This is a genomic window from Chitinophaga solisilvae, from assembly GCF_009928525.1.
GTDB classification, from domain to species: Bacteria; Bacteroidota; Bacteroidia; order Chitinophagales; family Chitinophagaceae; genus Chitinophaga; species Chitinophaga solisilvae.
Map to the genome: position 1 here is coordinate 17,688 of NZ_JAABOK010000001.1, position 12,506 is coordinate 30,193.

The 12,506-nt window shown below is 48.6% G+C and carries 15 protein-coding genes; 4 read left to right on the forward strand and 11 right to left on the reverse strand.

Going from position 1 to position 12,506, the window contains the following annotated elements; genetic code table 11:
- Nucleotides 1-132 precede the first annotated feature (132 nt).
- The 8 genes from GWG06_RS00075 to GWG06_RS00110 all read right to left on the reverse strand — a co-directional run bounded on the left by GWG06_RS00075 (nt 133) and on the right by GWG06_RS00110 (nt 6,762).
- The gene (locus GWG06_RS00075) at nt 133-444 is read right to left on the reverse strand and encodes an iron-sulfur cluster assembly protein (protein ID WP_127036799.1); all 312 of its coding nucleotides are present in this window, start codon (nt 442-444) and stop codon (nt 133-135) included.
- A complete protein-coding gene (locus GWG06_RS00080) occupies nt 441-869 on the reverse strand; it encodes a SufE family protein (RefSeq protein ID WP_160710710.1) in 429 nt (142 codons plus the stop codon). Before GWG06_RS00080 ends, GWG06_RS00075 begins: the two co-directional genes overlap by 4 nt.
- A gap of 17 nt (nt 870-886) precedes the next feature.
- Nucleotides 887-2,134 carry an aminotransferase class V-fold PLP-dependent enzyme gene (locus GWG06_RS00085; RefSeq protein WP_160710711.1) on the reverse strand — a complete coding sequence of 416 codons (1,248 nt, stop codon included), beginning with the start codon at nt 2,132-2,134 and terminating at the stop codon, nt 887-889.
- Between the two features lie 11 nt (nt 2,135-2,145).
- On the reverse strand, nt 2,146-3,462 hold the full coding sequence (gene sufD / locus GWG06_RS00090) for a Fe-S cluster assembly protein SufD (RefSeq protein WP_160710712.1): 1,317 nt from the start codon (nt 3,460-3,462) through the stop codon (nt 2,146-2,148).
- 72 nt (nt 3,463-3,534) lie between these two features.
- Nucleotides 3,535-4,299 carry a Fe-S cluster assembly ATPase SufC gene (gene sufC, locus GWG06_RS00095; protein ID WP_127036792.1) on the reverse strand — a complete coding sequence of 255 codons (765 nt, stop codon included), beginning with the start codon at nt 4,297-4,299 and terminating at the stop codon, nt 3,535-3,537.
- A gap of 44 nt (nt 4,300-4,343) precedes the next feature.
- Nucleotides 4,344-5,789: a Fe-S cluster assembly protein SufB gene (gene sufB / locus GWG06_RS00100; RefSeq protein WP_160710713.1), complete on the reverse strand. Its 1,446-nt coding sequence runs from the start codon at nt 5,787-5,789 to the stop codon at nt 4,344-4,346.
- A gap of 13 nt (nt 5,790-5,802) precedes the next feature.
- Nucleotides 5,803-6,129, reverse strand: coding sequence for a HesB/IscA family protein (locus GWG06_RS00105; protein WP_127036788.1), 327 nt, complete (start codon nt 6,127-6,129; stop codon nt 5,803-5,805).
- Between the two features lie 63 nt (nt 6,130-6,192).
- Nucleotides 6,193-6,762 (reverse strand): NADPH-dependent FMN reductase, encoded by a 570-nt coding sequence (locus tag GWG06_RS00110; RefSeq protein WP_127036786.1) that lies wholly within the window; start codon nt 6,760-6,762, stop codon nt 6,193-6,195.
- Nucleotides 6,763-7,271: 509 nt separating this feature from the next.
- Between GWG06_RS00110 and GWG06_RS00115 the strand changes: the two genes are divergently transcribed.
- Both GWG06_RS00115 and GWG06_RS00120 read left to right on the forward strand, forming a co-directional pair.
- Nucleotides 7,272-7,835 (forward strand): hypothetical protein, encoded by a 564-nt coding sequence (locus GWG06_RS00115; protein WP_160710714.1) that lies wholly within the window; start codon nt 7,272-7,274, stop codon nt 7,833-7,835.
- Between the two features lie 199 nt (nt 7,836-8,034).
- Nucleotides 8,035-8,688 (forward strand): helix-turn-helix transcriptional regulator, encoded by a 654-nt coding sequence (locus GWG06_RS00120; protein WP_127036782.1) that lies wholly within the window; start codon nt 8,035-8,037, stop codon nt 8,686-8,688.
- An 8-nt stretch (nt 8,689-8,696) separates the two neighbouring features.
- Here the strand turns inward: GWG06_RS00120 and GWG06_RS00125 are convergent, their stop codons facing one another.
- The 3 genes from GWG06_RS00125 to GWG06_RS00135 form a co-directional block, all read right to left on the reverse strand.
- Nucleotides 8,697-9,110, reverse strand: a complete 414-nt coding sequence (locus tag GWG06_RS00125) for an EamA family transporter (protein ID WP_160710715.1) — start codon at nt 9,108-9,110, stop codon at nt 8,697-8,699.
- A 123-nt stretch (nt 9,111-9,233) separates the two neighbouring features.
- Nucleotides 9,234-9,728, reverse strand: a complete 495-nt coding sequence (locus GWG06_RS00130) for a GNAT family N-acetyltransferase (RefSeq protein WP_160710716.1) — start codon at nt 9,726-9,728, stop codon at nt 9,234-9,236.
- A gap of 3 nt (nt 9,729-9,731) precedes the next feature.
- The gene (locus GWG06_RS00135; RefSeq protein ID WP_127036776.1) at nt 9,732-10,316 is read right to left on the reverse strand and encodes a GNAT family N-acetyltransferase; all 585 of its coding nucleotides are present in this window, start codon (nt 10,314-10,316) and stop codon (nt 9,732-9,734) included.
- A gap of 111 nt (nt 10,317-10,427) precedes the next feature.
- Between GWG06_RS00135 and GWG06_RS00140 the strand changes: the two genes are divergently transcribed.
- Together GWG06_RS00140 and GWG06_RS00145 are read left to right on the forward strand one after the other, a co-directional pair.
- Nucleotides 10,428-11,120: a response regulator transcription factor gene (locus GWG06_RS00140; protein ID WP_127036774.1), complete on the forward strand. Its 693-nt coding sequence runs from the start codon at nt 10,428-10,430 to the stop codon at nt 11,118-11,120.
- A gap of 2 nt (nt 11,121-11,122) precedes the next feature.
- Nucleotides 11,123-12,496, forward strand: coding sequence for a sensor histidine kinase (locus GWG06_RS00145; protein ID WP_127036772.1), 1,374 nt, complete (start codon nt 11,123-11,125; stop codon nt 12,494-12,496).
- Nucleotides 12,497-12,506 lie beyond the last annotated feature (10 nt).

Below are 12,506 nucleotides of genomic sequence, written 5' to 3' on the forward strand. Positions count from 1 at the left end.
ATACGCACATGATTGTTGATTGAAAGTACAAATTAAATAATTTCATAAAATAAAAGCCAAATATCAAACACTACTACGCAGTGTATTTGATATCTGGCTTAAATAAATAAAATATTTCTGAAAATATGATCGTCAGAGGAAGCCCAGTTCAAGTTTGGCTTCTTCGCTCATCATCTCTTTAGTCCAGGGTGGATCAAAGGTCAGGTGTACGTGTACGTCTGTAACGCCTTCCACATTTCTCACTTTTTCTTCCACTTCGCGGATGATATCGCCGGCAACGGGGCAGCCGGGAGCGGTGAGGGTCATGTCTATGTTAACGTTGAAGTTCTCTTTTATCTTAACAGCGTATACCAGTCCCAGTTCCATGATGTTCACGGGAATTTCCGGATCAAACACGGTGCGGAGCTGTGTTTCTATCTGTTCTCTGATGGTTTCTTCGGTCATGACTGATTGGTTTTGGCCTGATAAGCTACTGCATACAATTTCATTTGTTTGAGCATGCTGAGCAATCCGTTGGAGCGGGTGGGAGACAGGTGGCTGCTGAGTCCGATGGAGTCTATAAAATATACGTCAGCGGAGGCAATTTCCTGCGGTGTATGACCGGAAAGTACATGTATCATGAGACTGACGAGTCCTTTGGTAATCACCGCATCGCTGTCGCCCGTGAAAAAAAGTTTACCGTCTTTCAGCTCCGTGTGCAGCCACACGCGTGACTGGCATCCTTTAATCAGGTTCTCCGGTGTTTTGTATACATCTGCGATGAGCGGCAAATCCTTACCCAGCTGGATGATATATTCATATTTATCTTCCCAGTTGCTCATCAGCTCAAAATCTGATTTTATCTCTTCCTGTATTTCGTTGATCGTCATAATCGGTATTCGCCTGTTTACAGCAACATGGAAGCGGCTCTCCTGATACCTGCCACCAGTTTGTCTATTTCTTCCGTTGTGTTATAGAAGGAGAGGGAAGCGCGCACGGTGCCGGGGATCTGGAATAAATCCATCAGCGGCTCGGTGCAGTGGTGTCCTGTTCTTACCGCAATCCCTTGCTGGTCGAGCAGTTCGCCCATATCGAACGGGTGAATGTTGTGTACCAGGAAGGAGATGGCGCCGCTTCTGTGCGCTGCGTCGCCGATAAAGCGGATACCGTCTATACCGCGCAGCTGCTCCAGTGCATAGGCGAGCAGCTGCTCTTCCCATTGCTGGATTTTTTCAATGCCTGTCTGCTGCAGGTATTGAATAGCAGCGCCCAGCCCGATAGCGCCGGCGATATGCGGGGTGCCGGCTTCAAATTTATAGGGCAGTTCGTTATAGATGGTTTTGGCAAAAGTTACGGTCTTTATCATATCGCCGCCGCCCTGGTAGGGAGGCAGTTTATTGAGCCATTCGGTAGTGCCGTACAGTACGCCGGTACCGGTAGGACCGTATATTTTATGCCCGGAGAAGGCGAGGAAATCAGGTTTCAGCGCCTGCACGTCAATGCTGATATGCTGCACCGCCTGTGCGGCGTCGAGCAGTACCGGAATATTCCGTGCATGCGCCAGTGTGATGATGTCCTGTACCGGGTTGATGGTGCCCATTGTATTGGAAACATAGGTAACCGCCACTATTTTCACGGTATCATCCAGCATGGCTTCGAAGGTGTCCATACGCAGTTCCCCTTTTTCGTTGATGGGAATCACTTTCAGGGTAGCGCCGGATTCTTCGCAGGCAATCTGCCAGGGAACGATATTGGAATGATGTTCCATGGCGGAGATGATAACGCTGTCGCCGGCTTTGAGAAAGCGGCGGCTGAAGGTATTGGCTACCAGGTTGATGGCGTCAGTAGTGCCTTTAGTGAAGATCACTTCATGAGAATGCGCTGCATTGATATAACCGGCCACGATGTGGCGGGCTTTTTCGTATGCATCGGTAGCCACCTGGCTGAGGCGGTGTACGCCGCGGTGCACATTGCTGTTGTATTCTTCGTAATAGCGGGATTCCGTATCTATTACAACCTGTGGCTTCTGCGTGGTAGCCCCGTTGTCGAGGTATACCAGCGGTTTGCCGTGTACCTGTTGCTGAAGGATCGGAAAATCTTTCCTGATCCTGGCCACATCCAGGTCCGCGGTGACTATGTTAGCAATATGTTCCATCGTTGGGTTTTTTAGTTGTTCATGATAGCCGCGATCTGTTCCTGCAGGTAATGTTGCAGGGCCGGGATCTTCACTTCGTTGGTGATATCATGGGAGAATGCATTTACCATCAGCGCTTTGGCGGCGTCTTCGCCGATACCGCGGGAGCGCAGGTAGAACATGGATTCTTCGCTGAACTGGCCGGCGGTAAAGCCATGGCTGCATTTCACGTCGTCTGCATAAATTTCCAGCTGTGGCTGGGAATTGATATCAGCTTTATTACCGAGCAGCAGGTTATTGTTCTGCTGGAAGGCGTTTGTTTTCTGTGCTTCCTGGTGAACGAGGATTCTGCCGGTGAATACGCCGTTGGCGGAATCGAGCAGTACGCCTTTATATAGTTCATTGCTGTTGCAGTTCGGCATGATGTGATCCATATAGGTATGATTATCTACATGCTGACTTTTATCGGCAATGTACAGGCCGTTCAGGTTGGTTTCCGTATAGCTGCCGTTAAGCGCAACGCTCAGGTTGTTGCGGGTAAACGGTGTGCCGGGAAGGGTGAAGTTGAAGTGATGGTAACGGCTGTTGGCATGTTGCTGTGCAGCGGTAGTATGTACTTCGCGGAAGTTTTCATTTCCCTGCTGTATGTTGTAATGCCACAGTTCTGCATTTTCTTCGATCACTGTTTCCAGTACGCTGTTGGCAAAAGCTACGGTATTGGTATCCGGATGGATGGTGCTTTCGATGACGGTAGCGGCGGCATTTCTGTTCAGCACCCACAGGTGGCGGGGTTGAATGAATGCGTGGGTACCGGACGTATATACGTTAACGATATGTACGGGTTTATCGATTACCGCGTTGGCAGCCAGCTCTATGTACAGGCCGTCAGCAAAGAGGGCGGTGTTCAGGGCAGCGAGCGATTCGCCGCTGAGGTGCGGCTGCTTGTTGAACCAGTTAACAAAACCGGGCGCCTGCGTATGCGCGCTGAGTGCGCCGATGGTGATGCCTTTACCGGCAGGCAGTTCGGAAATATCCGCCTGCAGGTGTCCGTTTACCAGTACGATGCGGTAGCAGTCCAGCTGCGGGATGGCTGCCTTTTCTGTTACAGAGGCCGGCACGGTGGCAGCAGCCGTCAGTAATTCGTATGGATATTCCTTCAGGAAACGCTGAATATTGGTATAGCGCCAGGCTTCCGTTTTAAGGGTAGGAAGTCCGAGGGCCGAAAAGCGGTCCAGTGCCTCCCGGCGGATGCACTGCAATTCGTCCTGCGCAGGGCTTACCTGTGCCGACAATGCATTTACATCTTCTGTTATCGCCTGGTAAAAAGGCATTGTAATATCACTAGTCATAATGTTGCTAATAATTTGAATCTCGAACGGTGAATGCCGTTGTGTACCAGCGGTCATCCATAACTATCTGTCTTAAACCGACTCTTTCAGGTGTAATTCTTCCTTCAGCCAGTCGTATCCTCTTTCTTCCAGTTCCAGCGCCAGTTCTTTGGTGCCGGTTTTGATGATGCGGCCGTTGTACAGTACGTGAACGAAGTCAGGTACGATGTATTCGAGCAGGCGCTGATAGTGGGTAATTACCACGAAAGATTTTTCCGCGTCACGGAGTTTGTTGACACCGTTGGAAACGATACGGAGTGCATCGATATCCAGACCGGAATCTGTTTCATCCAGGATAGCCAGCTGCGGATCGAGCATAGCCAGCTGAAATATTTCGTTGCGTTTCTTCTCACCACCGCTGAAACCTTCGTTGAGGGAACGGTTCATCAGGTTGGCGTTGAAGTCTACCAGCTGTTGTTTTTCCTTGGTCAGTTTCAGGAACTCTCTTCCTTCCAGCGCCGGCAGACCTTTATAGGTTCTGATTTCGTTCAGGGCTGTTTTCAGGAAGTTGAGGTTGGATACACCGGGAATTTCAACCGGATATTGAAAAGCCAGGAATACCCCTTCGCGGGCGCGGTCTTCCGGAGACATGTCCAGGAGATTTTTACCGTTGAACCATACTTCCCCTTCGGTTACTGTATAGTTTTCGCGTCCGGCGAGTACAGAAGCCAGAGAGCTTTTTCCGGAGCCGTTAGGTCCCATGATGGCATGCATTTCGCCTTTGCCTATTTCGAGGTTGATGCCCTTCAGAATTTGTTTCCCTTCTACTTCTGCGTGCAGATTTTTAATCGTCAGCATGATTGTTTTATTTCGTTCTGTATGTTATTAATTGGATAAGCGAATTATCCAACGCTTCCTTCAAGTGTAATAGATAAAAGTTTCTGTGCTTCCACGGCGAACTCCATCGGGAGTTGGTTCAGCACTTCCTTCACGTAGCCGTTTACGATGAGCGCCACTGCTTTTTCGGTATCGATACCGCGGGCGTTCAGGTAGAAGATCTGGTCTTCTCCGATTTTGGAGGTAGTAGCTTCGTGTTCGATCATCGCGGTTTTATTGCGTGATTCGATGTACGGGAAGGTATGAGAACCGCATTGGTTGCCTATCAGCAGGGAATCGCACTGGGTAAAGTTACGGGCATTGTCTGCGCGTGGCCCTACCGCTACCAGGCCGCGATAGCTGTTATCGCCGCGGCCGGCGGAGATACCTTTGGAAATGATACGGCTTTTGGTACCTTTTCCGATATGGTGGATTTTAGTGCCGGTGTCTGCAATCTGTTTGTTGCGTACAACAGCCACGGAGTAGAATTCGCCTTCTGAGTAATCGCCCTGGAGGATAACGCTGGGGTATTTCCAGGTGATGGCGGAACCGGTTTCCACCTGTGTCCAGGATATCTTGCTGGCGTTGCCTTTGCAGATACCTCTTTTGGTTACGAAGTTGTATATACCGCCTTTACCGTCTTTATCACCGGGATACCAGTTCTGTACGGTAGAGTATTTGATTTCGGCATGATCCATGGCTACCAGTTCTACCACAGCGGCGTGGAGCTGGTTTTCATCGCGCATGGGAGCGGTGCAGCCTTCCAGGTAGCTTACGTAGCTGCCTTCGTCTGCCACGATGAGGGTACGTTCAAACTGGCCGGTGTTCTGGGCATTGATACGGAAGTAGGTGCTCAGTTCCATCGGGCAGCGTACGCCTTTGGGAATGTAGGTGAAAGAACCATCGGAAAAAACCGCTGAGTTCAGTGCCGCGAAGATATTGTCTGAATGCGGAACAACAGTGCCAAGGTATTTTCTTACCAGATCCGGATATTCCTGTACGGCTTCCCCGAAAGAGCAGAAGATAACGCCCATTTCCTTCAGTTTACCTTTAAAGGTGGTAGCTACGGAAACGCTGTCAAATACAGCATCTACTGCTACGCCTGCCAGTGCTTTCTGTTCATTCAGGGGAATGCCCAGTTTTTCAAAGGTAGCCAGCAGTTCCGGATCTACTTCATCCAGGCTGTTCAGTTGTTTCTTTTTGCGCGGAGCGGCGTAATAGGAGAGGGCCTGCAGGTCCAGTTCCGGCATTTCAAAATGCTGCCATTTCGGGAACTGCATTTTCTTGAATGCCGCAAATCCTTTCAGACGCCATTCCAGCAGCCATTCAGGCTCATTCTTCTTAGCAGAAATAAAACGGATGATATCTTCATTTAACCCCGGAGGAGCTATATCCATTTCAATATCAGTGGTAAAGCCAAACTCATACTCCTTATTGGCTATATCATCTATTATTTCGTTACTGTTCATCATACGGTATTAATATTTATACAGCAAAGCTTTCGCCGCAGCTGCATGTTCTTGTAGCATTCGGATTGTTGAAGAAAAGGCCTTTGCCATTCAGGCCGTCGGAGTAGTCCAGTTCCGTACCATACAGGTATAACAGGCTTTTCATCTGTACCACTACCTTTACGCCTTTGTCTTCGAAAATCTGGTCGCCTTCTTCTTCTGTTGATTCAAATTTCAGTACATATTCAAGTCCTGAACAGCCGCCGCCCTTTACGCCAACTCTGACGAAGGTTCCGGGAGCATGATGTTCTTTTTCCATCAGCTCTTTAATATATACTCCTGCTTTTTCTGAAACGGTGATCATAATTCAGCACATTTTTAATAATGATGCAGACGGGTAGTCTGACAAAAAATTGCATTCCGGTGATTAAACTGCAGTAGCCGCCACCACATGGGATTTGGCAGCACACAGCAATTGTACCATCATATCCAGCTTGTTTTTATAAAACGCACTAAACCCGCTGTTGTGCGGGTCATAAAGGTTGTCTTTCAGTATCGGCAGGGAATAAGGTAACACCCAGGCTCTCAGTGCTTTGGCCACAGCGTCCATGGCATTGATGCCCTGCATGGCCTGTGTGCCGTCTGCCCAGGAGAGCAAAGCTACAACCTTTCCGGTTAAATACGGCCGTTGGTGTTTGCTGGTAAGCTCCAGCCAGTCCAGGCAGTTCTTCATCGCACCCGTCATGCCGCCATGATACAGCGGCGTCATCCAGATCTGCAGATCTGCCTTACAGAAAGCATTACACATCGCGGTAACCGCTTCCGGTTTCTTCGCTGCTTCTTCTATGGAAAAGAACGGAATATTGGCTTCGCCAAGGTTGAGGATCTCAGGTGAAAAATGCTGCTCTTTCAACGCTTCCCCCAGATATGATGCCAGCCTGTTGGAGGTAGCATACGGACGATCATCTATCGAACCATTAAATATCAGTACGTTCATTAATACTTAGGATTTAGAGATTTAAAAGGTTGTGAGATTTAAACGCGATGATTTAGCCCTTACAATCACCTAAAAATCCCAGAATCTTTTTTAAGCTGCTACAAAATTACGACATTTGAGAATAAAACAAGTAATAACTTGGAAAATTAAACTGATTCAGGGTAAGATTCTTTGTAAATAATCACTGGAATAGCATAAATATCTAAAAATCATTTTGTTAAGATATTATTCCAGATTTGTATATCGACGGGCCGGATGGCAGCGCCTGCTTTTTTAATGACCAGATATGGCGCCATAACGGGTATCAGTCCGCAAAGATAGTTATAAGCACCACAATATACAAGGCCCCTCCGCCAGGCACCAAAACTGCACAGGCTGCTATGCAGCCATGTTCAGCCATAACCCCAATGTTCAGTTTGTTCATTCCCGGATGCCTGTTCCTGCTATTTTAATATTTGCGTTATTTGCGGATGTCCCCGTTATTAACTCCCGGCCATTAATCAGCTTATATGAACAGACCACCGGTATTCCGTTTTACAGCCAGCATCATGACGCTTATATGCTGCCTGCTTTTTTGCAGTATACCCTATATACAGGCATCACCGCCGCAACCCGGACGCGGCTGGCGCGGCATCCCCTGGGGCGCCTCAGAAGCGGACGTAATCCGGATACTGGGAAATGAAGTGGTGAAAAATCCGGAGTTCGGACCTGAATTCAATAAAAGCAATAACTACATTCCCCTCAAAATCCCCCAATACACCCTTTCCGGAGAACCTTTTATCGTATACTTTGTATTTGACAGGCGTACCAGCGGGCTCGCGGCTATCCGTATGCAGAAATATAACCCGGCTGACATCATCCGGCTGTTTGATAGCCTGGAACGCCTCCTGACCGGCAAATACGGGCAGCCGGAACGGATACCCGGGACCGGCCCCAGGAAAGCGGTATGGAACCTGCAGGAGATGCTGATCACCCTGGTGGCAACGGATCATAGCAGCATCGGTTTATCCAAAGACATCTGTATCTGGTATAACCCTCCCCGGACCATCCGGTCAGACACCGATAAATTATAAAAATCAATATTCTTTAACAGGAAGTTGTTCTTCTTTACCGGTTGATTTCAGCCGAATTAACTACCTTTGTGCCATTAATTCAATCTCCGGTCTAATTTTCAGACTCCAAAAATTCAAAAACTCTTAAAGAAGGCGACTGTTGCGCGGTTTGGATATTACCGGGAAAATTCCGACATTTGAAAATAAAACAAGTAATAACTTGGAAAATTATCCGATACGAACCAAAAATGCCGCTGACAGGTTTTTGATACTGCTCAAGACCAGAGGACCGCTGTCTGCTGCCGAATTGGCTGCTGAATTGGGTATTACCAGCGAAGGCGCCCGCCTGCAGCTCCTGAAGCTCGCAGAAGAGGGCCTGTTACAATCAGAAAGCATCTCCAGGGGAGTCGGCCGCCCGGTACAGATATGGAGCCTGACTCCGCTCGGCAACGCCCGTTTCCCCGATACACATACCGAACTCACCGTAGATATTATCCAGACCATCAAAACCGTACTCGGTCAGGAAGCACTGGATAACGTCATCAAAGCACGGGAAAAAAATCAGCAGGAAAAATATCATAACGCTCTTGCCGGTATCACCGGTATTGAGAACCGCCTCGAAGCATTTGCCTCTATCAGAACAGGAGAAGGATACCTCGCGGAATGGAGAAAGGAAGATGATATATTCCTGTTTATAGAAAATCACTGCCCTATATGCTGTGCCGCAGCACACTGCGATAACATCTGCACTTCTGAAATGAATACCTTCATCAGTATCATCGGGGAAGATGTACATGTTGACCGCCTGGACCACATCATCAACGGCGCCCGCCGCTGCGTCTATAAAATCAAACCGGCAACTGTAACCGTATAATCGCTCCCTTATTTAGTAATCAGTACCAGCGTGCCTGCTATAATCAGCAGCGCACCAATACCTGTTTTCCAGGTAATACTCTCCTGTAAAAAAACAGCAGACAGCACAATCGTCAGCGCCACACTCAGCTTATCTACCGGTGCAACCTGCGACACCTTACCAGCCTGCAACGCACGGAAATAAAAAATCCAGGACAACCCGGTAGCCAGCCCGGATAACACCAGGAACACCAGCGTATGCCTGGAAATACTGACGCCCCTGTACGCGCCGCGCGCCAGCACAATGCCCCATGCCATCACAAGAATAACGACTGTACGGATAGCCGTAGCCAGATCGGAAGGAATACCCGCTACCCCTATTTTGGCGAAGATCGCCGTCAACGCTGCAAACAAAGCTGATAACAAAGCATAAATCCACCACATCCTGAGTAAGATTTGGTTATTTAGTTATTTGATTATTTAAATGACCAAATACCACACTAAAAAAGAAGCAACTGAAAACCCCTGCTGCAAAACAAATCTCAAATAATCAAATAATCAAATGATTCAGATTTTATATCCCAGTATCTTCAGGCTTCTTTCCGTTCCATCCAGTACAGCTACTTCCGGCAGGTGGGCCCATTCGCTGAAACCTATGTCCGTAAATAGTTTCAGGCTGGGGATGTTATGCGCGAAAATAAATCCCAGCAGGGTTTTAACCTGGTATTGCGGCGCCACCGCTATGGCATATTGCAGTACCTGTTTCCCAAAGCCTTTGCCACGGGCACTTTCCGCCAGATAGATGCTCACCTCTACGGTATTGTTATAGGCCGGCCGGCCGTAGAACGACTGAAAACTCATCCAGCCCACGTTTTCACCGTCGTTGTCTATCATCCATAACGGCCGCCGCAGATGATCGTGGGCATGAAACCAGGGGAGCCTGCTCTCTGCTGTAACAGGGCTGGTATCTGCAGTCACCATCCTGCCCGGAATGGTAGTGTTGTAAATTTCCACTATCCGGGGCAGATCTTCCAGGGCAGCGTATCTGTATGTTAAACTCATAGATTATGCAACGGGCGGTTTTTCAAATTCACGTTTCAGCAGGCTGTATAGTTCGGCATCCACAAACTGACCTTTTTCAAAAAAGGCATCCCGCTGTAACCCTTCGTAAGTGAAGCCCATCCGCTTCAGTAAAGCGGACGAAGCATTATTGACCGGATCCACAAAGGCTTCTATACGATTCAGCTTCATCTCTTCATAACCATACTGTAACATCACCGGAATGGCGGTGGTCATAATACCCCGGCCCCACATAGATGGCCGCAGGTCGTAGCCTATCTCGGCCTTGAAGTGAGGCTTATTCCATTTGTGAAATCCGCAGGTGCCAATCAGCTCGTCGGTATCAGCCGGCGTAATAGCCCATCGCATCCCTTCTTCCTTTTCCAGGCTCTCCCGGAAAAAGCTGATGATCTGCGTAGCCTCGCTGATGTTGGCAAAAGCCTCTATATCCATAAACCGGGTAACTGCTTCATTGGCGAAATGGGAAAACAATGCAGCGGTATCTTTTTCTGTGATGGGTCTGAGCACCAGGTCGCCGGTGCGTAAAACGGGTAATTCCATGATACTGTGCCTGTTGATTAGTTGTTGCAAAGCTAACAGATATTGCGTAGAATTGAAACAGACGGCTATACGATTTTAATGCGGCTTTAATGAGTGCCAGCGCAAACATTCCTACTTTTGCCGCTGTTATAATCCGCATATATGAAAATATTAGTTATAGAAGATGAATCCAAAGTAGGCGCCTTTATTAAACGCGGACTGGAAGAACATCACCACCAGGTAGATGTATATACGGACGGTGTGCAGGGCCAGCTGGCGGCTACTTCGGCCGATTTTGACCTCATCATACTGGATATTATGCTGCCGGGTATCAACGGGATTACCATCTGCAGAAACCTGCGCGCACTGGAAGTACCCGCACCGGTGCTCATGCTCACCGCGCTGAATGCCACGCAGGATATCGTAGACGGACTGAATGCCGGCGCTGATGATTATCTCGCCAAACCATTCCATTTTTCTGAGCTGATAGCCAGAATCAATGCCCTGGCCCGGCGCAGACACAGCTTTAAACAGGATAAGGAAGTGTTAACGCTTGCAGACCTCCGGCTCGATACTACTTCCAAAACTGCCAGCAGGGAAGGGCAGGAGATCATACTCACCGCAAAGGAATATGCGCTGCTGGAATTGTTCCTCAAAAATACGGGCAAGGTACTGTCCCGCGCACTGATCGCAGAAGCCGTATGGGGCCTGGAATTTGATACCGGCACCAACACCATAGACGTATATGTTAATTATCTCCGTAATAAAATAGAAAAAGGATTCTCCGGCGAAAAACTGATCCATACCGTAGTAGGCATGGGTTATGTGATGAAGCTCAAAGGGAATCATCCGTAGTCATGAAAATTAAACACCGGCTGTCATTACAGTTTACACTCATCACCGGTATTATACTCACGGTCGTGTTTGTACTGATTTATCTTTTCTCCATGCAGTACATCCGCAACAGCTTCTACAAGTTGCTGCAGGTGCGTGCACTGGTGACGGCACAGGTGTATCTCGAAAAAGATGAGCTGACAAAAAAGAAATTCCTGGAGATAGAAAAGAACTACCGCCAGAGCATCCCCGACGAAAACAGTAACATCTACGATAAAAATAACCAGCCCGTTTTCCTGGAGAAAACCAAGTACAACTGGCCTCCGGAATTGCTGGAAACGATCCGCCGGCGTGAAGTATACCGCTTTACGTTTAAAAAGGACAAGTACGGTATCGGCATGTTTTATCCGGATAATCAGGGCGACTTCGTTGTGATCGTGACGGCACGCAATACCGCGGGAGAGCAGCAGCTGCAGTTCCTGGCGCTGATACTCGGCATTATGTTGTGCGTGTCCCTGCTGATTACGTTCCTGCTCGGGCAATGGTATGCCAGCAAGGCGTTGCAGCCCATCAAAAGTATTAACCGGCAGGTAAAACGTATCCGTTCCAGCAATCTGCACATGCGTGTGCAGGAAGGCAGAAACAAGGATGAGATAGATGAGCTGGCCAGTAACTTCAATGAACTGCTGCAACACCTTGAACAGGCCTTTGAAATGCAACGCTCCTTTGTTTCCAACGCCTCCCATGAACTGCGAACGCCGCTGACAACCATCATCGGCGAGATAGAAGTAACATTGCACAAGGAACGCAGCAATACGGAATACGTAACTACGCTGAGCACCGTGCTGGATGAATCAGAGAAGCTCAAGGTCATCACCGACGGGCTGCTGCAGCTCACGAGGGTAGATGTTATACTTACGCCTGCCAATACTGAAATTATCCGCCTCGATGAGCTGCTGTGGGAAATACAGGAACACTGGCAGCTGAAAAATCCTGCGCACGGGATCGATGTACAGCTGCTGCACCTGCCGGAAGATGCCGCACAGCTCAGCATCCGGGGAAACAAACCATTGCTGCTGCTGGCGCTGCAGAATATTGTCAGGAATGCATTCAAATTTTCGTATAACCACCCCGTTAGTCTGCGGCTTTCCTGGCGTCAGGACGGTATCATTCTGTCCGTCAGTGATAACGGAATCGGTATTGCAGCGGAAGACCTGGAGAAAATATTTCTGCCCCTGTACCGGGCAGAAAATGCTCATCCCTTTGCCGGCTACGGCATAGGATTAGCCATGACCCAACGCATTCTTACCCTGCACCAGGCTACCATTGCCGTCAGCAGTGTACTGGGGCAGGGCACTACCTTTAATGTTTTCTTTCCGCCTGTTCAGAAAATCTAATTTTGTTTTA